Source organism: Pseudomonas baetica (assembly GCF_019733355.1).
GTDB lineage: Bacteria > Pseudomonadota > Gammaproteobacteria > Pseudomonadales > Pseudomonadaceae > Aquipseudomonas > Aquipseudomonas baetica_A.
In genome coordinates this window covers 16133-35664 of sequence record NZ_JAIHLQ010000052.1, presented here as the reverse complement: position 1 = coordinate 35664, position 19532 = coordinate 16133, and the positions used below count along the sequence as shown (strand labels likewise).

22 protein-coding genes are annotated in these 19532 nt (G+C 57.8%); 4 read left to right on the top strand and 18 right to left on the bottom strand.

Translation table 11 applies throughout. The features are described from left to right. Positions 1 to 172: 172 nt before the first annotated feature. From K5E40_RS30410 to K5E40_RS30365, 10 genes are all read right to left on the bottom strand, one after another. Positions 173 to 601: a nuclear transport factor 2 family protein gene (locus K5E40_RS30410; RefSeq protein WP_221733896.1), complete on the bottom strand. Its 429-nt coding sequence runs from the start codon at positions 599 to 601 to the stop codon at positions 173 to 175. Positions 602 to 697: 96 nt separating this feature from the next. Beyond that, positions 698 to 1078, bottom strand: a complete 381-nt coding sequence (locus tag K5E40_RS30405; protein ID WP_221733895.1) for a hypothetical protein — start codon at positions 1076 to 1078, stop codon at positions 698 to 700. Continuing rightward, the gene (locus K5E40_RS30400) at positions 1029 to 1223 is read right to left on the bottom strand and encodes a hypothetical protein (protein WP_221733894.1); all 195 of its coding nucleotides are present in this window, start codon (positions 1221 to 1223) and stop codon (positions 1029 to 1031) included. Before K5E40_RS30400 ends, K5E40_RS30405 begins: the two co-directional genes overlap by 50 nt. A gap of 215 nt (positions 1224 to 1438) precedes the next feature. Then, positions 1439 to 2827, bottom strand: a complete 1389-nt coding sequence (locus tag K5E40_RS30395) for an amidohydrolase family protein (protein WP_221733893.1) — start codon at positions 2825 to 2827, stop codon at positions 1439 to 1441. A gap of 13 nt (positions 2828 to 2840) precedes the next feature. Further along, positions 2841 to 4208, bottom strand: a complete 1368-nt coding sequence (locus tag K5E40_RS30390) for a nucleobase:cation symporter-2 family protein (RefSeq protein WP_221733892.1) — start codon at positions 4206 to 4208, stop codon at positions 2841 to 2843. A gap of 242 nt (positions 4209 to 4450) precedes the next feature. Beyond that, the gene (locus tag K5E40_RS30385) at positions 4451 to 5497 is read right to left on the bottom strand and encodes a GTP-binding protein (RefSeq protein WP_221733891.1); all 1047 of its coding nucleotides are present in this window, start codon (positions 5495 to 5497) and stop codon (positions 4451 to 4453) included. Positions 5498 to 5569: 72 nt separating this feature from the next. After that, on the bottom strand, positions 5570 to 6199 hold the full coding sequence (locus tag K5E40_RS30380; RefSeq protein ID WP_221733890.1) for a UbiX family flavin prenyltransferase: 630 nt from the start codon (positions 6197 to 6199) through the stop codon (positions 5570 to 5572). After that, a complete protein-coding gene (locus K5E40_RS30375) occupies positions 6196 to 7581 on the bottom strand; it encodes a UbiD family decarboxylase (protein WP_221733889.1) in 1386 nt (461 codons plus the stop codon). The genes K5E40_RS30380 and K5E40_RS30375 overlap by 4 nt, the downstream gene beginning before the upstream one ends. Before the next feature lie 158 nt (positions 7582 to 7739). After that, complete coding sequence (locus K5E40_RS30370; RefSeq protein WP_034152486.1) at positions 7740 to 8645, bottom strand: amidohydrolase family protein; 906 nt, start codon at positions 8643 to 8645, stop codon at positions 7740 to 7742. Between the two features lie 4 nt (positions 8646 to 8649). After that, the gene (locus K5E40_RS30365; RefSeq protein WP_221733888.1) at positions 8650 to 9579 is read right to left on the bottom strand and encodes an amidohydrolase family protein; all 930 of its coding nucleotides are present in this window, start codon (positions 9577 to 9579) and stop codon (positions 8650 to 8652) included. Between the two features lie 461 nt (positions 9580 to 10040). On the opposite strand from K5E40_RS30365, the gene K5E40_RS30360 reads away from it, so the two are divergent. Further along, positions 10041 to 10589 (top strand): cupin domain-containing protein, encoded by a 549-nt coding sequence (locus K5E40_RS30360; RefSeq protein ID WP_007950154.1) that lies wholly within the window; start codon positions 10041 to 10043, stop codon positions 10587 to 10589. 328 nt (positions 10590 to 10917) lie between these two features. Continuing rightward, positions 10918 to 11346 (top strand): hypothetical protein, encoded by a 429-nt coding sequence (locus K5E40_RS30355; protein ID WP_221733887.1) that lies wholly within the window; start codon positions 10918 to 10920, stop codon positions 11344 to 11346. A gap of 3 nt (positions 11347 to 11349) precedes the next feature. On the opposite strand, the gene K5E40_RS30350 is transcribed toward K5E40_RS30355, so the two are convergent. From K5E40_RS30350 to K5E40_RS30340, 3 genes are all read right to left on the bottom strand, one after another. Continuing rightward, complete coding sequence (locus K5E40_RS30350) at positions 11350 to 12036, bottom strand: DUF4225 domain-containing protein (RefSeq protein WP_221733886.1); 687 nt, start codon at positions 12034 to 12036, stop codon at positions 11350 to 11352. Then, positions 12029 to 12529 carry an Hcp family type VI secretion system effector gene (locus K5E40_RS30345; RefSeq protein ID WP_221733885.1) on the bottom strand — a complete coding sequence of 167 codons (501 nt, stop codon included), beginning with the start codon at positions 12527 to 12529 and terminating at the stop codon, positions 12029 to 12031. The genes K5E40_RS30350 and K5E40_RS30345 overlap by 8 nt, the downstream gene beginning before the upstream one ends. 217 nt (positions 12530 to 12746) lie before the next feature. Next, on the bottom strand, positions 12747 to 13034 hold the full coding sequence (locus K5E40_RS30340; RefSeq protein ID WP_221733884.1) for a fructose-bisphosphate aldolase: 288 nt from the start codon (positions 13032 to 13034) through the stop codon (positions 12747 to 12749). Positions 13035 to 13625: 591 nt separating this feature from the next. Between K5E40_RS30340 and K5E40_RS30335 the strand changes: the two genes are divergently transcribed. Both K5E40_RS30335 and K5E40_RS30330 read left to right on the top strand, forming a co-directional pair. Beyond that, positions 13626 to 14039: a hypothetical protein gene (locus K5E40_RS30335; protein WP_221733883.1), complete on the top strand. Its 414-nt coding sequence runs from the start codon at positions 13626 to 13628 to the stop codon at positions 14037 to 14039. 61 nt (positions 14040 to 14100) lie between these two features. Then, the gene (locus K5E40_RS30330) at positions 14101 to 14514 is read left to right on the top strand and encodes a hypothetical protein (RefSeq protein ID WP_221733882.1); all 414 of its coding nucleotides are present in this window, start codon (positions 14101 to 14103) and stop codon (positions 14512 to 14514) included. A gap of 135 nt (positions 14515 to 14649) precedes the next feature. Here K5E40_RS30330 and K5E40_RS30325 read toward each other — a convergent pair whose 3' ends face one another. From K5E40_RS30325 to K5E40_RS30305, 5 genes are read right to left on the bottom strand one after another with little or no spacing between them, the layout of a single operon-like run. Further along, on the bottom strand, positions 14650 to 15789 hold the full coding sequence (locus K5E40_RS30325) for a merozoite surface protein 3b (protein WP_221733881.1): 1140 nt from the start codon (positions 15787 to 15789) through the stop codon (positions 14650 to 14652). Between the two features lie 45 nt (positions 15790 to 15834). Next, on the bottom strand, positions 15835 to 16149 hold the full coding sequence (locus K5E40_RS30320) for a hypothetical protein (protein WP_221733880.1): 315 nt from the start codon (positions 16147 to 16149) through the stop codon (positions 15835 to 15837). Positions 16150 to 16207: 58 nt separating this feature from the next. Continuing rightward, complete coding sequence (locus K5E40_RS30315) at positions 16208 to 17332, bottom strand: DUF6384 family protein (protein ID WP_221733879.1); 1125 nt, start codon at positions 17330 to 17332, stop codon at positions 16208 to 16210. Positions 17333 to 17371: 39 nt separating this feature from the next. Then, the gene (locus K5E40_RS30310; protein ID WP_221733878.1) at positions 17372 to 18292 is read right to left on the bottom strand and encodes a DUF6384 family protein; all 921 of its coding nucleotides are present in this window, start codon (positions 18290 to 18292) and stop codon (positions 17372 to 17374) included. A gap of 22 nt (positions 18293 to 18314) precedes the next feature. After that, positions 18315 to 19439: a DUF6384 family protein gene (locus K5E40_RS30305; RefSeq protein ID WP_221733877.1), complete on the bottom strand. Its 1125-nt coding sequence runs from the start codon at positions 19437 to 19439 to the stop codon at positions 18315 to 18317. Positions 19440 to 19532: the final 93 nt, after the last annotated feature.

Sequence of the window (19532 nt, the reverse complement as noted above, 5' to 3'; positions counted from 1 at the left end):
GATGGGACAACCTCGGCCTGGTCTCGATACTGGACACGATAAACCGACTTAACCGTATAACCTGAACCGCCGTATACGGAACCGTACGTACGGTGGTGTGAGAGGACGGCGGATGTGAATCCGCCTCCTACTCGATGTCCAAACCTTTAACTGCCGCAGGGTTGTAGTGTGCTCAGGCTTTGGCGGTTGCAAGATACGCCCCAACCCGCCGCCCCATTTCCTCGCCCAACGCCTGCAACCCGCTCAACGGCCGCACCATTACTTCAAACTCGACAATCTTCCCGTTCTCATCAAAGCGAATCATGTCGATGCCTTTGAGCTCTTTAGCGCCAACCTTGGCGCTAAACTCCAGAATCACGTTCAGCCCATCCGCGGTCGCCAGTTCTCGGTGATATTCAAAGTCTTCAAACACCTCGAACACCGTGTTGAGAATCATCGCCACCACCGGTGCGCCGGGGTAGGGCGTGTGCGCCATCGGCGAGCGGAACACGGCTTGCGGATCAAGCAGTCTGGGCAGGGCGCTCAAGTTGCCGGTGCGAATCATCTCGTGCCAACTTTGCAGGGATTCGGCGACATTGGGTTGCAAGTTCAGGTCAGTCATTTGCACTCCTGGATTTTTGTTGTTCTTCATGCGACGGAAATGACTCTAGATCAACCACGTCGAAACGGGACCTTTGTGTGCCGATCTGAATGTCGGTTAATCGCTCAAACGGATCAGATCTTCATCTGATCCGTATTTTTCTGCTTTATCTGCCTCTGTAACCGGTTCAGTCATCCGCTCAAAATGCCCCGGCAGTTCGGTCACTCGCGACAATCCTTCATCCCGAAGCGTCCAGTGCACCGCAAGCTCAGCATTGAGGAGAGCAACATGAACAAGATGGCGTTTTTTCTGGGTGGATTTTTGGTACTGACCATTCTGATCGGCCTGCTCGCGACGATTTCTCCGATCTGAGCCATGCGCTTCAAATGACGGCCACAGGTGTGCCGCGCCAATCGTGTTTAAATGCCGCGCCTCACACCTGACAGGTTCACGATCCTGACTTGCCCTGACGGCGCTCAATACCGTCGGGGTTGCCAATGTCCAGCAACCTTCTTTCCACTAAAACATTCTCAAGTGCCTGACGCTCGACCGGCGCCATTTGGTGCTCGCGCTTTTTCAGTTCCAGCAGAATCGGGCTGGACCAGGTGCGGTAGGTCTGTTCGAAGTTGGGGCGGGATGTCATCAGTCTCTCCTTGATCAAGAGCCCTGTGTGGCTGGCAGGGGCTCTGTCCGATGAGGGGGTAACTTTAGTCGAGAAATCGGGAAGCGGCTAATACACCTGCTTTTTTTGGGAGCTGGCTTGCCAGCGATAGCGGTGGGTCAGCTGACATTGCTTTAACTGACAGTCCGCCATCGCTGGCAAGCCAGCGATCACAGGGTTAATTAGTGCGCAGCAATTCACCCATCGACCGTCATCATCGCCTGCACACCTTCCCACGCATCGGCGCGCATGCGTTCGATATCCAGCCCCGGAATCACGCCGTTGTCCACGACCACACGGCCGCCGACCAGGCTGTATTTCACCGTGATCGGTTCGCCCGCCACCACGGGTGCGACGGCGCTGTCGTGGAAACCGTAAAAGCGTGGATGGTCGAGGCTGTAGATCACCAGATCGGCCGCCTGGCCGACTTCCAGCGTGCCGACGGCACCGAGTCCCAACACCTGCGCGCCGCCCGCTGTGCCCCAATGGATCACATCTTCCGCGGTCGTTGCCGAGGCACCTTGTTCGGCGCGGTGGATCAGCCACGCGGTATTGGCTTCGCCGACCATGCTTCCGGATTCGTTGGACGCCACGCCGTCGACGCCGAGGGAGATCGGCACGCCGGCCTCATACATCTGCGGCACGGGCGCGACGCCGCTGCCCAGGCGTGCATTGCTCACCGGGCAGTGGGCGATGCCGGTGCCGGTTTGCGCGAGCAGGCGGATTTCGCCGGGTTGCAGGTGCACTGCGTGGGCAAACCAGACGTCGGGGCCGAGCCATTCGTGTTCGGCGACGAACTCTACGGGCAGGCAGTTGTATTTTTCGCGGCAGAAATTCACGTAGTTCTGCGTTTCGGACAAGTGCGTGTGCAGGCGCAAACCCAGCCCGCGAGCGGTATGGGCCAGTTCACGCAGCAAGGTCGGTGGCAGCGAGAAGGTCGGAGTAGTTGGCGCGACCACGACACGGCGCATCGCATCCGGCGTGTCCTGGTGATACAGCGATTTCAGTCGCTCGATGTCGCCGACCATTTGCTTAAGGCTTTCCGGTTGCAGCACGGTTTTCGAGAAGCCCGGATGCGCGCTGGCTGACTCCAGTGCACCGCCTCGGCACAGCACAAAACGTAGACCGAACTCATCAGCCAGATCGAACAGCAAGTCACCGGTCTCGGTGCTGCCGTGGGCGTGATAAAGGTAGTGGTGATCGGCGCAGGTGGTGACACCGGATAGCAGCAATTCGACCATGCCCAACCTTGCGGCGATCCGCGCCAGTGGCGGCGTGAAACGGTTCAGGCGCGGGTAGGGCACGCTGGCCAGCCAGCCTTGCAGATCCTGATTCAGACCTTCGGGCACGGCTTTGAGCAGGTTCTGAAACAGGTGATGGTGGGTGTTGATCCAGCCCGGGTAGACCACGCAGTGGCGCGCATCGATTACCCGTTCGCCGGGTTGTGGCTCAAGGTGGGCGGCCATTTCAGCGATACGGCCGTTGACCACGCGGATGTCCACGGCGCCAGCTCGGGCACGCGGGCCGCGCAGACCGGTCATCACCGCGACCGGATTTTTAATCAGGATGTTTTGAAGTTGAGTCATGGGCAGGCTCCAGTCAGAGAATGTGCGAGGCAGATTTACCGGCGGTGGTTTCGGGCGCGCTGACGCCATTGAGCGCGGCATTGAGCAGCACCGACACCAGGCAGGCGATCACCACGCTGCTGTGCAGGAACGGCTGCGACCATTCGGGTAATTGTTTGAACAGGGTGGGCGCGAGCACCGGCACCAGGGCGGCGGCGATGGTAAAACCGACGATCAGCACGTTGTAGCGATTGCGCTCGTAGTCGACTTTGGCGAGCGTCTGAATCCCGGCCGCCGCCACCACACCAAACATGGCGATACCGGCGCCGCCGAGGGCTGCCGTCGGCATCGAGGCGATGATCGCGCCTGCCTTTGGCACCAGTGCAATCGAGCACATCAGCAAACCGCTGACCGCCACCACCCAACGGCTGCGCACGCCGGTCAGAATCACCAGGCCGACGTTCTCCATAAAGGCAATAAACGGGAACGCGGCGAACATTCCGGCGATGGTGCTGGCCAGGCCGTTGGCGCGCAGGCCGTTGATCACCTGTTTGTCTTCCACCGGTTTTTCGACGATGTCGCCGATGGCCACGAACAGCCCCATCGACTCGACCATTTGCACGATCATCACCACCACCATGGTGGCGATAGGGATCAGGCTGAAGGTCGGCAAACCGAAGTAGAACGGGTAGGGCACGGTCAGCCACGGCGCTTCTTCGACGCTGTGAAAACTGCCCATGCCCAGACCGTAGGCAAGACCGGCACCGACCAGCATCCCCACCAGCACCGCCATGTTGCGCAGCAATGGGCTGCCATAGCGGTTGACCAGCACAATGGTCAGCAACACCACCACCGCCACGCCGAGAAACGCCGGGGCGCCGAAGTTGCTCGCATTGCGCCCGCCGCCGACCCATTCATAGGCAATCGGGAACAGTTGCAAACCGATCACGGTGACGATGCACCCGGTCACCACTGGCGGGAAAAACCGCCGCAGTCGACCCACGAACGGCGCCATCAGCATGGTGAAAACCCCGGCGCCGATCACTGCCCCGCAGACTCCGGCAAAGCCCACCTCGGGGTTGCTACCGATGGCAATTACCGGGCCGACGCTGCTGAACGCTACGCCTTGCAGAATCGGCAAGCGCACGCCGAATTTCCAGAAACCGACGGTTTGCAGCAACGTGGCGATCCCGGAGCAGAACAGCGTGGTGCTGATGAGCACCACGGTGTCGGCGTGGGACATTTTCAAGGCACTGGCGACAATCAACGGCACGGCGATGGCGCCGATGTACGAGACGGCCATGTGTTGCAGGCCAAGGGTGAGCATCTGGCGCACCGGCAAAATGCGGTCGACGGGATGCACGGTGGGCGGAGTTTTCGATGGGGATGTGGCTGACGACATGGGGAAACACCTCTGGCTGTTTTTATGCGGTAGAGAGGGGTATTCGTCTGATGCTGTCTTAGAGACGCCGCAATCCTTGTGGGAGCGGGTTTGCTCGCGAAAGCGGTGTGTCAGTCGACATCACTGTTCAATGACCCACCGCTTTCGCGAGCAAGCCCGCTCCCACAGGTGTTGTGTTGTTCAAAAAACGGCATCAGTCATTCGTGCTGCGAAGCCGCCATCCACCGGCTCCGAGGTCTTGTTCAGCCTGCCAGGCAGGCTGCAAAGCCCTGGTTCAGCGCCGCACGATCCAGGTCGCGGCCGATGAACACGATCTTGCTTGAGCGGGGCTCCGTGCCCCACGCGGTCGATGCCCGGAACTCCACCAGGCTGTGTACGCCTTGCAGCACGTAACGCTGGTCTTCGTTGGCCACCGCCAACACGCCTTTCATGCGGTACAGGTTGTCGGCCTGCGAGGCGCGCAATTCGCTGATCCAGCGGTGGAAGGCCATCAGGTTGACCGCGCCGTCCACGGCGATGCCCACCGATGACACGCTCGGGTCATGCTCGTGATCAGGCTCTTCATGGGCATGGTCGTGGTGCTTCTGCTGATCGTGATGTTCAGCGCCGATCTCCATGAGCTTCTGCGTACATTCAAACGCACCGATGCCGAGGATTTTCGTCAGATCGATTTGCGCATGGGTGGACGTCACCAGATCCGCCGTGGCGTTCAGTCCACGGATCTTGCCGCGCAGCGCTTCCACCTCTTCAGGGCTGACCAGATCGACCTTGTTGATGACGATCCGGTCAGCGCAAACAATCTGATCCACCGCCTGATTGTCGACGCCGTCCAGTTGCAGGTCCTCCAGGTGCTGGGCGATGTGCTTGGCGTCGACCATGGTCACGATCGCGTCGAGTTCGACTTCCTCGGCAATCGGGTCATTGATGAAGAAGCTCTGCGCCACCGGGTAGGGATCGGCCAGGCCACTGGTTTCGATGAGGATGTGATCGAGGCGTACCGGGCGCGCCACCAGTTCACGGACGATGCGCACCAGATCCTCGCGAACCTCGGCGGTGCAGCACACGCAACCGTTGACCATCTCGTAGATTTCTTCGGTTTCGGAGCTCAGCACCAGATCGCCGTCGATGCCGACTTCGCCAAATTCGTTTTCGATCACGGCAATCTTGCGGCCGTGGTTTTCCTTGAGGATGTAGTTGAGCAGGGTGGTTTTACCGGCACCGAGGAACCCGGTGAGGATGGTCACCGGGATTTTGGTGTTCGGGGTTGGGGCGTTGAAGGGAGTGTTCATCTGGATCTCCTCAGGTATTTTTGTCGCAGCGCTATCAAATGCTGGAGCGAGCTTGCTCGCCAAAGCGGTGTGTCATTGAGCGGTAATGGCGACTGAACCACCGCATTCGCGAGCAAGCCCGCTCTCACCGGGTACTCGGTGTTCTCGCCATCGCTGTGCGGTGCCAGCGTCGAGGCCGAACAGGTCGAGCACGCGGCCGAGGCTGTGGTCGACCATTTGCGCCAGATTCTCCGGGCGGGCGTAAAAGGCCGGCACCGGTGGGGCGATGATCCCGCCCATCTCGGTGACAGCGGTCATGTTGCGCAGGTGGGCGAGGGTCAGCGGCGTTTCCCGGGCCATCAGCACCAGGGTGCGGCGCTCCTTGAGGGTGACGTCGGCGGCGCGGCCGATCAGCCCCGATGACGTGCCAGTGGCGATCTCCGCTAGTGTCCTCATCGAACACGGCGCAACGACCATGCCCAGGCAGCGGAACGATCCACTGGCGATTCCGGCGGCGACGTCATCGGCGCGGTGATAGTGGCTGGCGAGCGCTGTGACATCGGCCAGTTTGTAGTCGGTTTCGTGGGCCATGGTCAGCAGCGCGGCGCGGCTGATGATCAAGTGGCTTTCTATATCTAGCTCGGCGAGCAATTGCAGCAAGCGCACGCCGTAAATGAAACCGGACGCGCCGCTGATGCCGACCACCAGCCGTTGACGGTTCACGATTGCAGCCCTTTGATGAGTTGCCGGGCACGTTCGAGCACGTCCGGATCGAGTTGCGCCTTGATCCCGTCGAAACCCGAGCCGCGCGTGGCATCCAGACCCATGCGTGAGGTGGTGCCGTTGACCGAGGACGATGGGTCAAGCGGACTGCCGGGCAAACCGTCGATCATGAATACATCCAGATGCGGCTGAAAATGCGTCGCCAGCGCCCACAACACCTGGCTGTCATCGCTGATGTCGATATCGCTGTCTACCGCGATTACGGTTTTCAAGTAGGGGTCCCAGCCGAGCAGGGCCAACATGACCTGCCGCGCTTCGCCGTCGCGGCTCTGGTCCAGCGCGACGTAGCAATGAAAATGGGTACCAGAGTTCGGGTAATGCACGGCGGTGACGGCGGGGAAACGTGCCTTGAGCTTCTCGCTCATTTCCGCTTCACGAGGCAGCCTAGCCAGCGTCAGGTGTTCGGCATAGCGGCCGCCCATGACGTCCACCAGCCAGGCGTCCTTGCGCCGCAGCAGGGTGTCGACGCGCAACACGTTGTTGGTCGAGCGATCAGAGGAATAACCGCTGAACTCACCGAACGGGCCTTCCTCGGCGTAGGCCGCCGGGTCGATGGCGCCTTCGAGTACGAATTCGGCGTAGGCCGGCACACCGATGCCGTAGCGCGGCGTTTTGACCAGCTCCAGCGGAGCGCCGAACAGTCCACCAGCGACGGCGCGCTCATCGCTGCCGTAGGGCAGACGTGCCGCAGCGGCAAGCATGAACAACGGGTGCGCGCCGACCACCATCGCCACCCTCAATTCTTCGCCACGCTCGCGGGCGGTCTGCAGCATTCGCCACAGATGCCCGCGCGAGTGCAGGCTGGTGGCTAGAGCCTGGCGAGCATGACGCATTGAACGGTGATAGCTCATGTTGGCGATGCCGGTCAGCGGGTCCTCGGCGATGATGATCGCGTTGGTGATGTACGGGCCGCGATCACTGTCGAAATGCTTGAGCATCGGCAGCAGCGCCAGATCCAGCGCTTGACCTTCGAAGACTTCATCCAGGACCGGGCCGGTTTCCACGTAACGTGGCGCGATCGGCTGGTTGGCGCGGGTCTGAAAGGTGTCGTGCAATTGCGCTGGGGTGACGCCGAACAGTCTGGCGATGCGGGTGCGGGAGGCGAACAGGTTGGTCGCCACCGGCACCTTGAGGTCGCCGACGTTTTCGCAGACCAGCAATGGATCGCGGCCCTGAGCGGCGAGGGCATCGACCAGGGCGGTGACGTCCTGATCGGCAGAAAGGGGTTGGGTGATGGTCAGCACATCGTCCGGGTACTCACGGCGATAGGCGTCGATGAATACGTGAAAGTCCTGAGAGTCGCCGAGCGTCGAACGGGTCATGGTTTCACCTTTTAAAAAGCAGGCACCCAGGGCTGAGAGGGCGTTCGATCGACAAGCCGTTGGCCTGCCGGTCGAGCGAACGCCGGGTCATCTTCGTGCCTGTAAAGTCGCTGTTTTACCTGCTGTGACACTGTTCCCACATTGGAATGTGCGAGTACCTAGAGATACGTGGTGGTGAGGCGGATATCGGCCTCAACCAGATCCTTGGGCGGTGGCGTCGGTTCGATCCCGCACAACCTGGCGATGTTATTGCCCAGGTAGTCCTCCAAATGATCCTCATCAATGCCCAAGCCTTGCGGTGCCGGTGAGCACAGCACCTCCAGCTCACGCAGCCACATGCCCGGTTCGTTTGGCGGCGAGTCGGTGCCGAACACGATCTTGTTGCGCGGCAACTCCTTGGCAAACTCGACGATCCGCGACTGGAAGCACCAGCCGGATTCGCAGTACACGTTCGGCGTGTCCATGGCCATCCAGAACGCTTCGAACGAATAGTTGCCGCCGGTCTGGATGCCGAAGTGGCCGATGATGAAATTGACCATCGGGAACTCGCGGATGATCGGGTAGAACATCGTCGGAATGGTGTACGGACCGTCGCCGGTGTGGATCAGCACGACGATGTTGTACTTGGCGCAGACCTTCATCGCCGGACGCAACCAGTCCAGCGCCCGATCCGGGCGGTAACCGTGCATGTTGGCGTGCAGCTTGAGCATCTTGAAGCCGTATTCCTTGATGTGGAATTCCAGCTCTGCCGCACCGTTTTCCGGCCCCCAGCGCGGGTTGAAGTTGAAGTTGCCGATGAAGCGGTCCGGGTACTTCATGCAGAGCTCGGCGATGTACGACATGTAGTCGCGCACGCCCTCACGCCCCCGGCGGTTGCCGTCGCGATAACCGGTGTTGCCCGGTGGCGGCTGGATGAAACCCATGTCGATGCGGCGCGGTTTGCCGTTGATCATGTACGGGCCGTCCATCAACTTGAGCATGCGCTCGCCGGTGAACGGTTCGCCGGTGTGGCGCCAGGCCTCGTCGACCAGGTTGGTGGGGTGCAGATGGGTGTCGATGATCATCGGTTCAGCTCCTGGCCAGTTGCGTGGTGACGGGGCGCTTGAGTTGCGCCTCTGCTTCGGAAACGGAACGGGGCGGCGGGGTGGGCTCGAGGCCGATCATCCGCGCAGTGTTATTGCCCAGGTACTCTTCGAGGGTGTCCTCGTCGAGGTTCAGGCCTTGTGGCGGCTCGTGGCACAACACTTCGAGCAGGCGCAGCCACATGCCTGGTTCGTTCGGCGGGGTGTCGGTGCCAAACAGGATCTTGTGCGTTGGCAGGACCTTGGCGAACTCGACGATGCGCGATTGCAGGCACCAACCGGACTCGCAGTAGACGTTGGGCAACTCCATCGCCCATTGCATCGGTTCGAATACGTAAACGCCGCCGGTCTGCACGCCGAAGTGAGCCATGATGAAATCGACGTTGGGAAACTCCTTGATCATCGGCACCCATTCCGACGGGATGCTGTAAGGCCCGTCGCCGGTGTGCAGCTTCACAGGAATGCCCAGCTCGGCGCATTTCTCGAAGCACGGACGCACCCAGTCGAGTGCGCGGTCGGGACGGTAGGCGTGCATGTTGGCCTGCATCTGGACCATCTTGAAGCCGTGTTCCTTGACGTAACGCTCAATCGCCTCGACGCCGTTTTCCAAGCCGCAGCGCGGGTTGTAGACGAAGCAGCCAATGAAACGGTCCGGGTAGGTCTGCACCATTTTCAGGGTGTAAGCCATGTAGGCGTCGATGGATTCACGGCCCGAAAGGTCGCCGTCGGTCCAGGTGTAAATCGTGTTGCCCTGCGGCGGCTGGATGAAGGCTTTGTCGATGCGGCGAGGCTTGCCGTTGACCATGTAAGGGCCATCCATCATCTCCAGCAGACGCTCGCCGGTGAAGGGGTCACCGTCATGCCTCCAGGCGAGGTCCACCAGATCGGTGGGATAGCAACTGATATCGATGATCATTGAAGTCGATCTCCTGATAGCGGGGAAGGGAGCCTTTCGGCTCTCGGCATCCACGTCCCGGGCAATCGGCCATTTCTATGCGCAAGGCACGCGCATTCCCTCGCCTGGCTGCATCCGGCCCGGGTGGGTGGCTGCTGGGGTCGAGTATTGGAAGCAGGGCTTGGATTCGTACAATATTAATTGGGCGCGGTGGTGATACTTCTTCGATATGGTTTTGTGGTGATTGGGCTGGCCTCAGCATTGGCAAGCCCGCTTCCACAGGTTCTGTGTTTACTCAGAATTAAAGCCCGGCAGGCTCATTTCCCCCACCATCCATCGAACCTGCTGAGCAACACCACCAAACGTGATTTAATAGCCGCCTTTCACGGTTCCGGGACACGGGAGCAACGTGATCCGCGCGACCTGCGCGGCACCCGCCACCCACCCCCATCGCCCTTAAGTCGTTCTCACATAAGGCAGTCATGGATACGGGTTCTCGACTCAAACTAGTACGCGAAAGCTACAAACTCTCCCAGCGCGAGCTGGCCCGGCGTAGCGGCGTGACCAATGCCACCATCTCCCTGATCGAACAGAATCGCGTCAGTCCTTCCGTCAGCTCACTGAAAAAGCTGCTCGAAGGCATCCCGATGTCCCTGGCCGACTTCTTCACCTTCGACCAGCCACCGCGTGAACATCAATACGTCTTCCGCGCCAACGAACAACCCGATCTGGGCCGCCATGGCCTGCGCCTGCTGCTGATCGGCGCCTCCGTGCCGAGCCGGCAGATGCGCTTGCTGCGCGAGCAATACGCACCGGGCGCGAGCTCCGGGGAAGAGCCGATTGTGCATGCGGAAGGTGAGGAGTGCGGGCTTGTTACGCGGGGGACTGTTGAGTTGACCGTGGATGGGTCGGTGAGTGTTTTGAATGCCGGGGATGGTTATTACTTTCCGACGACGTTGCCGCATAAGTTTCGGAATATCGGGGCGGATGAGGCTGAGATAATTAGTGCGAATACGCCTGCTAACTTTTGATTGGTGTAAGTGTTCAATTTCTGTGAGTTTTGAATGATCCGATACCTGTTTGGGTGTCGGATTTTTTTTGCTCGTGTATCGATTTTTATGGGTGGCCCTTATTAGGGTTTATTTGTTTTTTAGGGGTTTTTTAGGCGCTAGGAAAATTTCGTAGGATGATTCGCATAGCGGTGTAAGGAAAGTATGAGTGTGTAATGATGATGTTTTTTGTGTGGCGCTCGATGGTTTGTGAGTATGTATATTGTTAGACGTTTTTTGTGTTTTTGGGATCAAAGTGTGGGCTGTGCATTCTGAATGCTAGCAATATAGACTAAGGTGGTTCTTGTTGATGGGGATTTTAGTAAAGGTGTATGTTGTTATAAAGCTGTGTTTCGCAAGTTTCGCTATTTCGGCTTTTTATGCAGTATTGTTGGTGTATGAATTTGAAAAAATGCTCCAGTTAGATGAATTTGTTGGGTGTATTGTCAGGGCTGTGTTATTTGTTTTCTTGTTGATTTTGAATTTTCGTTATTTGTTTTTCGAATTGATTCTTAAAGTTCTTCAGCGCCCTTTTCTTATTCGGAAAACCCCGTGGCTGGTTGTCTGTTGTTTTAGCTTCATGTCTTCTGTGTTCTGCGCGGAGGTAGCTATTCAGATGTATGATCTTGTCGTTGGCGAGTCGCCCATGTTTTCAAACTTTTATCGCGGAATTGTTGGGGTTTCGGGATTTGTGATTGCCTACATTTTTCTCCATAAACGTTCAATGAAATCTGTCTGAATACTATTTGGTGTCTGGGGCGTCTTTGATATTTTTGATCGTAATCATGTCGGCCAGTATTTCAAGTGAAAGTGCTAGCTTTCCCGCGCTTTTAAATGCGCGCTCATAATTTAAGGGGTCTCGGTTGAAAAGCTCTATCGAGCCAGTCTTGCGGACAGGAAAAAAAACTCCTATTCCCGAAAGGCTGAGGTCTACAAGGTAATAGCGTGTATTTCCGGTGGAAATGTCGCCAGAAATAGCTTGGTAACCTTTTCGGATAGGTCCCACTAACGCTGGCTCGGTCGGGCCATTGTAGATATTTCCTACCCCTTCATAAACGTTGTTTGCGCCATGCGCATAATAAAGTACACCTAATGGCATGGCTCCACCGCGCGTGCTCGCAATTACGATAGCGCCTGTTTGAATCTGCATAATCCCCGCCGCAGCACCCACACCGTTCTGGGCGTAGAACAATATTTTATTTGATAAGTCGGCGTGTTCCTCTTTAAGTGCCTGCAACCCTTGCTTGGCACTAACAATGCCATCATTAACTGCCCCGATAACTTCATTCGCAAAACCAACAACAATCTCGCTAAATCTTAGTTGCGCGAAGCTGTCGTACAATTGGGTTGCGCCTAAATGGCACCCAAAGGCAATAAGGTCTGAAGCGGCATGGGTAACGTCGTTGATGTCACACGAATCCTCATTCATCTTCATTTCCCCAACGGCTAAAACCGCACGTGCCCGCCTGTAGGTGTGTCCAACTGATTTCGCGATAAGTAAATGACACCAATTCTTGAGGCTGTGCGTCGTTCAAGTGGATGGCGTGGGGAACCTGGAGGTTGATGTGGGCGATTTTTGCGCCGGCAATGTGGATTTTGAAGTACTTGTCCTGTGTTCCAGCGGGTGAGGTTCGGTAGAAGAAGAGGGTGCAGTCCAGCACTTCACGCTCATGAAGTGCGGCGGACAGTAGTGGTGAGGATTTGTCGATGTTCTTGGTGATCATGATCGGCAAGTGCTTGCCACGGTCGGCAGTGACGCCGCCGTTATTGCCGGTGGTCATGTTGTGGGAATAGGCCAGGACCATGATTTCGTCGAGGTGGCCTAACTGACATTTGTTGCCGATTGAGTTTGTGTCGGAGCAACCGGCGGAGATCAAGCCTTGACGGTTTCCGGTAATGCTCATGTAGCTGTGGTTGGCCATGGAAGCTCTGCCTTATTGACTGGAAAACTCTTGTTTGAAGAGTAACCGTCAACTAAAGCCGGGACAGTGAGGCGCTGGTTCGCTATTGGTGAAGTTCAGACGCGTCTTACAAGGGGCGCGGAAGTCAGGAGGTGATTATTCCCAAGTGCCAACGACGTTATCGCTGGTTGGATGACCGGGCGTTTATGAAGTTGGCACTTTGGCAATGTGTTGGTTATCAGGCTGGCGCGTCGAAACCTCGCTGCTCGATTACCCGAAACACATCACTCACGTCCTGCACCATGATCCTGGCGATGTTGGTCACAGTGTTGATGTCATGTTCGGCGTAATCGGGGAGGCTGGTGCAGGCGATGAGGTCAAGGTATTTGAGGACGGCGTTGAGGCGTTCGGCGAGGCAGGCGTGGAGTTCACGCAATGGGGCATCGGCGTCGATCAGGAGGACAGGGTGGTCGGTGGCGGGGTGGGACATGTGCGCGTAGTGGTGGAGCGGTGTTTGCGTCGTCATGGTGTTAATCCTTGGCAAAGAGGAATTGCCACCATTGTGCTGCGAAACAAAAGGGTGGCAGCTATGCGCGGGTTCGCAGACCGGAGGATAAACACCATGACCCGGCAGACCCGGAGGTCTCCCACGCACAACCGCCATAAAACGTGGACAGCCGGGAGTCGGCCGAACTTGACGGAACAAGGTGTCAATCTTAAGGGCTGCGAAACCCTATCGCTAATTTAGTTAGCGACGACACCACTCTAGTCAGCCATTTCAGCCACCACAACCGACCTGTAGGACGCCAACCCAACCTTGTGGCGAGGGAGCTTGCTCCCGCTCGGCGACGCAGTCGGCGTATTCCGGCGCATGCGGTGGACCTGGAGAAAAGGACTGGCCGGTTTTGGGTCTGCTTCGCAGCCCAGCGGGAGCAAGCTCCCTCGCCACAGGTGGTGTTTTCCTACGCGTTTTTCAGACTCAAAAATCTGCGCGGATCTTATTTGCCTGTTTGAACTTTCCTAAAAAGCGATGTCAATTTGATGGCGTGTCGCGACGCTCATTGAGAATGGATCAAGCAGTGCCAGGCTGATTCCTGGCAACCCAGGGAAGTGTGAGATGAAACTGATTTTTGCGATGTTATTGATGTTCAGCGGTTACACGTTTGCCAGTTGTTCCAGCATCCGTGACAGCGATCAACGCAACTATTGCCAGGCCACGCAGGAAGGCAGTACCTGCTCCTCGATCCGGGATAGTGATTTGCGAGCGTCCTGTGAAGCCGAGAAGGGCAGTACCTGTTCGAGCATTCACGACAGCGACCAGCGTGCTTACTGCGAGGCGAAAAAGGGCAGCACATGTTCCAGCATTCATGATTCGGATTTGCGCGCAATGTGTGAGGCTGAGAAAGGCAGTACCTGCTCCAGCATCCATGACAGCGATCAGCGTGCATTTTGTGAGGCGAAGAAGGGCAGCACGTGTTCGAGCATCCATGATTCTGACCTGCGCAATCAGTGCGAAGCCATGAAGCGCTGATCTGGTTTTGATTGCATCAACCAGTGCCAGGCTGTTTCCTGGCAACCCAAGGAAGTGTGAGATGAAGTTGATTCTTGCAATGTTATTGATGTTCAGCGGTTACGTTTCCGCCAGTTGTGCCAGCATCAGTTATCCTGTCAAACGCAACTATTGCCAGGCCACGCAGGAAGGCAGCAGTTGTTATTCCATCGACAATTACGATTTGCGCACGGCCTGCGAAGCGGAGAAGGGCGGTTCATGCGCTGGTATCGAGGATCGTGACCAGCGCGCCTATTGCGACGCCAAGAAAGGCGCTAGTTGTTATTCCATCGACAATTACGATTTGCGTACGGCCTGCGAAGCGGAGAAAGGCGGTTCATGTGCCAGCATCGGGGATCGTGATCAGCGCGCCTTCTGCGAAGCGAAGCAGGGCAGTAGCTGTGCGAGCATCGGCAATGGGGACCTGCGCAACCAGTGCGAAGCCATGAAACGTTGACTGATCTGTTTGCTCCAAAGGCAAAAAAGGGACACCCAATGGTGTCCCTTTTTCATGTGCGTAAACCTTCAACGTCATGCGACGTACATGAACGCCGATGCCCCGGCGGGCATCGGCGTTTTTGCATTGGAAACGTCAGACAGCCTTGCTCAGCAGCGCTGCAAACTTGCGCTTGGCATCTTCCACTGCATCGGCAATGTCACGGGCGGCATTGCTTGATTCGGTACGGTAGCTGTCGGTCAGGCTTTGCATCTCGGTCTGGAAGCTCAGGGTCGCATCGGCAAGTGCACGAACCGAATCGACCCTGATGGTCGAGCCGTAGCTGGCTTTGACCGCCGCTTCGATCTGTTGATTGCCGGCAGAGCCCAACGCCTCGAGCCCTTTGCTGACGCCTTCGGTGGTGGCATTGAGTGTGTGGGTCGCTTCGGCCAGGCCGCTGTTGCTGGTGAAGGATACGGCGAGGCCGGTCAGTACCACTTCGTTGGTGGAGAAGAACGAGACCATGCGCTGGTACTGGCGCTCCTTGATCACATGCACCTGATTGATCCGGGCAAACACCATTTCAGCGGTGTTGTACCCGACCTTGAGGTCATCGGCGATGTCTTTGACGATCTGGTAGCGCTTGTCTTCATCCTGCAGGGCGCGAACGGCTTCATCGCGTTGCAACTCCAGGCTGGCGCGCCGGGCCGGCTCGGCGGTGTCGGCAGCGGTGACCTGAGCGCCGGCGTCGTTCAGCGCCTGAGTGCGTTGCTCTAGCGCCTTGCCGGCCACTGCCAAAACTTGCTGGGCGTCGACTTCGGCGGCTTTCATTGCCATCCGGAAATCCATGTACGCCTCAAGCACCACGCTTTCCCGGGTAATCTGGTCATTGGCCGATTTGCACACCTGCAAGTAGCTCTCGCGGATGTCATTGAAGCGGCTGGGAATCGATCCGCGGCGCAGGTTCATCCAGCTCAGCTTGAGTTTTTCCAGGGTGTCGAGGCGGCCGTCGTCCATCCATTCGGCCATGGCAGAAGCGTCTTCACGGATCGAGCTGAAGCGCTGAGTGATGTCCATGAAGCGCGTGGAAATGTCCATGCCTTCAATCTGCTCGCGGACCATGCTGTTGAACGCGGTCGACTGCTGCAGTACCGAAGCGATGGCGGTGACTTTGCTGTTGTTGTACTGAGCAACGCGCTCGAGCAGTACCAGCACCGGTGCATCGTGAACGGGTTGAAACAGGTTGATGCCAATCGTGCGCAGACCAGTGAGTGCCCGTTCGAGGTAGTTGGTCATCGAGTGTCCTTACGTGGTGTCGTCTGTTCTGGGTGTGGGCAGGCATTAACGCTCAGCGGGCGGCTTGCCGTGCAGCTCTTCATTGCGCGCCTGCATCGCCAGCAGCATCAACTCGTTCTGGCGATTGCCAGCGTAGTTGATGCGTTTGGCTAGCAGGCCGTCGAGCCAGCGCTGGAAAAAACCGAACGCGTATTGGTCGGTGCCATAGGCCCGATCACGCAGGAAGACATAGGCTTCGTTTTCACTGTAGGCGCGCAGTTTTTCCCTGCATTCCTGGCGGATGTCTTCGTAGTCTTTGGCACTGTGCGCCGGCGTCTGTCTGGCGGTCGATGACGCCTGGTTCTGGGTGGTTGAGGTCATTGCAGTACCTGTTGAGTCGCGGTCAAGGGAAGAAATTGCAGGCTGAAGGTCGGGCTGGTCAATACAGCGACCAATAGCCTGCTGCCCTGAGTTTTTGTCGTGTCTGAGTGATTTTTGTCTCGGCGGCGTTCGAGTTTCCCTTTTTCAGGTCGGCTTCGATTTCCTGCAGGCGCGACTGCAAGGATTCGCGTAGTTCTGCTGGAAACTCTTTGCGCTCAATCCGTGCCCGCAAGCCTTGGAAGCGACTGGTCTGCAAGTCCAACAGACTGGTGTCGCCGAACAGGTCACGCGACAGCTCCGAGTAAGCGGCATACGCCGTCCCCTGATTGTCATCCATGTTTTTCAGCGCCTGATCAATCTCGGCCAGGCGTTCATCGAGGTTGCTCGATTGGGCAATGGCGGCGGCACGTTTCGGATCCTTCAGTAATTCCTGGACCTTTCGGCGTGTGCCGAGAATACCGCTGGCGCGCTGGATGTCTTGCTCAGCCGCGTAGGTGTCCCGATTCAATTGCAGACGTTGCCGGTCAAGGTCGTTGATCTGCGAGTCCAAGGCCAGGACGTTATCGCGGGTTACCGGGGTGTTACTGCTGATATCGGTCTGCAGGCCGCGAGCCGGGAGTTTCTGTTCGGCACGCTGGAGCAGGCGGGTCGCTGTCTCGTCCGGCTGTTGTACGTTTTCGCGCTGAACCTTTGCGAACAGCGTCCGGAGCTTCTCAAGCGCTGTGTTCTGATCGCGCAGACTGCCGGACAAGCCATGTGCAGCTAATTTGACTTCAAGAATCTTCAGATCGTCCCCGCCGGAAGCCCACTGCTTTTGCAACAGCACGCCAACCCCCAGCACGACGCCCAGCAGGAGCAGGATCCCGAACCGAGGCAGCATGCGTCGGACGCGGCCGGCCAGCGCCTGCCGACTAACCAACGTCCTGATCAGCCACGAGCTGACAAGATGGGTTGGCGGCGTTTCGAGGATCAAACGGCGGGCAAAGAACTGATGCACGCCCTGTTCGATCAGGTCGTCGTCCACGGGCAGGTCCTGGCTCAGGTAATAGGCACGGATGCGCTCGGCGATCTCTGCGCGGCGGCGGGGCAGGTCGAGGTGCTCCTGGACCAGTTTGCGCTGATACCGCAGTTCGTCGATCAGGGCTACGACCGTCATTTGGTCCGAGAGTGAAATGCTGCGCATCAGGTGTCCTTTCGTGAGGGTGGCCAGGCAGTCGGTGGTTTATTGACCGATGCCAAACAGCTCATCGTCGATATCTCGGAACGTGGAGAACGCATCGCCGTAAGTCTTCTCGTTGTTGATGCGCTCAAGCTGTTGCCCGAGCAGTGTCAGTCGCTGTTTCAGACTGCTGGATTGTTCGATCCTGGCGACATTCTTCGGGTCCTGGCGGATGTCACGCAGGGTCTGGCGCATCCAGATGATTGCACCGGCATACTTCATGTCGTTGTAGATTAGGTCAGAGTCGGTGTCGAACCGCCGTTGCTGCGCGTTGAATGTCATGAACTGCGATTCCACCAGGTCCAGATTGTCTTTGGTGATTTTTATATCCACACCAAGGTCCGTGCGGAAAGCGCTGGTTGGCATTCTGGACTGCGCATGCTGGAGCAAACGGCCGATGTTCGCGCTCGGGTGTTCGGCGTTGCTCTTGCGCAACACCGCGAGACGTTTGGTTATTGACTGCACTTGCTTGTTCAACTCGAAGCTTTTGTCGCGCATCGCCCAGGCATTTTTGACGATGTTGTCAACTCTCCCGGCATCCTTATAGTGGTGATTCGCCCACAGGATCAGCGCACTGGATAACAGGATCAGCAGAATGAGTGGTGCCAGGCGTATGTCTGCCGGTTTGACGCTCGCCGGCGAAGCGCCGCGGCGGTTGAGCCACTTGACCAACCACGTATTGAATCCATTGAGTGCCGGGATCTCCAGCATCAGGCGATGGGCGAAAAACTGCCGCACACCCTGTTCGATCAATTTGTCATCGAACTCGATGGCGTTGCTGATGTAGTAGGCGCGGATGCGCTCGGCGATGTCCGCGCGACGGCTGGGCAAGTCCAGATGATCCTGAATCTGCTTTTGCTCATGGCGCAGCTTGTCGATGAACGCCATCGCCTTCAGTTGCTCGGAGAGTGCGGTGCTGCTCATGGGGGGCGTTCTTTTCAATCTGTCATTCTCCCGAACCACCCCAGCGGCGCCAGTAGCCTGCATCTTTCATCGAACTGATCAGATGATTGATTTTTCGCTCGGCGGCCATCGAGTCACCGACTTCCAGGAGCTGGTGGATGACTTCGACTTTTCTGCGCAACTGGGTCCGGATTTCATCCGGTACCCAGCGGGAGGTGATGCGCTCTTTCAGCGAGCGGTAGCGCATGGACTGCAGTTTGAGCATGTCTTGTTCATAGTTCCAGAGATCGCCACGCAGATCGTTGTACGCCGCTTGTGCATCCTGGTTACTGTCGTAGCCGTTGACTTGCTTGAGCAACTGGTCGACTTCCGCCAGGCGCTGGTCCAGATTGCTGGAGTGGGCAATCCCGAGGGCAAATTTCGGGTCTTGCAGCATTGCTTTAAGGTCATTGCGAGTGTCGAGGATACGTCCGGCATACTTCACATTGCCTTCAACTTCGTACAGAGACCGGTTGACTGCATACCGGCTCTCCTTGAGTTCTTTGACCCGGATTTCGATCGCGGCTGCGTTTGCTGATGTGACGGGTTCGGAAAGACCGATAGACGTGCGTACGTCGGTAGCCGGCAGCGCGCTTCGGGCGCGCTGCAGCAATACGCTGGCCTGCGGGTCCGGTTGTTCGGCCAGCCTGCGAGCCAGGGCCTCTACGGCGCCACGCTGCTTGTCCACCTCCTGGAACAGCTTTTTGCGATCATCGCGGACAATCGCGGCGTCGGTGCTGACCTCGCTCACTTCGGCCGGGCTGTAAACCGTCGGGCTGGTGAATTTGTAGACCGCGAAGGCAATGACCAATAGCACCATGGCAGAGGTTCGCAGCGTTTTGATCACACCGGAGCGCCGGACTAACGAGTTGATCAGCCAGGTGTCGATTGCACCCACGGGCGGCATTTCCAGCAGCAGACGACGCGCGAACACCTGACGCACGCCTTGTTCGATCAGGTTGTCGTCGAACACGATGTTGTGGTTCTGGTAATAGGTGCGAATGTGCTCGGCAATTTCGGCTCGGCGTCGCGGCAGATCGAGGTGTTCCTGAACCTGTTTCTGCTGATGGCGCAACTCATCGACCAAGGCCATTGCGCCCATCTGTTCGGAGAGTGGAATACTGCTCATCGGTGTCCTTTCCAGGTTGAGGCGTGATGCGGGGCAAGCATGGCGGGGGAGTATACCGAGCGGTCAATCCCGAGTGCCCGCCTCGTGCCAGAG

Bases quoted from the DNA above. Each gene is read 5' to 3' on its own strand.
- K5E40_RS30350 (WP_221733886.1), bottom strand. From the start codon at position 12,036: ATGAATGAGGATTCGTGTGACATCAACGACGTTACCCATGCCGCTTCA.
- K5E40_RS30320 (WP_221733880.1), bottom strand. From the start codon at position 16,149: ATGACCTCAACCACCCAGAACCAGGCGTCATCGACCGCCAGACAGACG.
- K5E40_RS30355 (WP_221733887.1), top strand. From the start codon at position 10,918: ATGGGGATTTTAGTAAAGGTGTATGTTGTTATAAAGCTGTGTTTCGCA.
- K5E40_RS30385 (WP_221733891.1), bottom strand. From the start codon at position 5,497: ATGAACACTCCCTTCAACGCCCCAACCCCGAACACCAAAATCCCGGTG.
- K5E40_RS30305 (WP_221733877.1), bottom strand. From the start codon at position 19,439: ATGAGCAGTATTCCACTCTCCGAACAGATGGGCGCAATGGCCTTGGTC.
- K5E40_RS30395 (WP_221733893.1), bottom strand. From the start codon at position 2,827: ATGACTCAACTTCAAAACATCCTGATTAAAAATCCGGTCGCGGTGATG.
- K5E40_RS30360 (WP_007950154.1), top strand. From the start codon at position 10,041: ATGGATACGGGTTCTCGACTCAAACTAGTACGCGAAAGCTACAAACTC.
- K5E40_RS30335 (WP_221733883.1), top strand. From the start codon at position 13,626: ATGAAACTGATTTTTGCGATGTTATTGATGTTCAGCGGTTACACGTTT.
- K5E40_RS30400 (WP_221733894.1), bottom strand. From the start codon at position 1,223: ATGACATCCCGCCCCAACTTCGAACAGACCTACCGCACCTGGTCCAGC.
- K5E40_RS30410 (WP_221733896.1), bottom strand. From the start codon at position 601: ATGACTGACCTGAACTTGCAACCCAATGTCGCCGAATCCCTGCAAAGT.
- K5E40_RS30370 (WP_034152486.1), bottom strand. From the start codon at position 8,645: ATGATCATCGACACCCATCTGCACCCCACCAACCTGGTCGACGAGGCC.
- K5E40_RS30375 (WP_221733889.1), bottom strand. From the start codon at position 7,581: ATGACCCGTTCGACGCTCGGCGACTCTCAGGACTTTCACGTATTCATC.
- K5E40_RS30390 (WP_221733892.1), bottom strand. From the start codon at position 4,208: ATGTCGTCAGCCACATCCCCATCGAAAACTCCGCCCACCGTGCATCCC.
- K5E40_RS30325 (WP_221733881.1), bottom strand. From the start codon at position 15,789: ATGACCAACTACCTCGAACGGGCACTCACTGGTCTGCGCACGATTGGC.
- K5E40_RS30345 (WP_221733885.1), bottom strand. From the start codon at position 12,529: ATGGCCAACCACAGCTACATGAGCATTACCGGAAACCGTCAAGGCTTG.
- K5E40_RS30365 (WP_221733888.1), bottom strand. From the start codon at position 9,579: ATGATCATCGATATCAGTTGCTATCCCACCGATCTGGTGGACCTCGCC.
- K5E40_RS30315 (WP_221733879.1), bottom strand. From the start codon at position 17,332: ATGCGCAGCATTTCACTCTCGGACCAAATGACGGTCGTAGCCCTGATC.
- K5E40_RS30340 (WP_221733884.1), bottom strand. From the start codon at position 13,034: ATGACGACGCAAACACCGCTCCACCACTACGCGCACATGTCCCACCCC.
- K5E40_RS30310 (WP_221733878.1), bottom strand. From the start codon at position 18,292: ATGAGCAGCACCGCACTCTCCGAGCAACTGAAGGCGATGGCGTTCATC.
- K5E40_RS30330 (WP_221733882.1), top strand. From the start codon at position 14,101: ATGAAGTTGATTCTTGCAATGTTATTGATGTTCAGCGGTTACGTTTCC.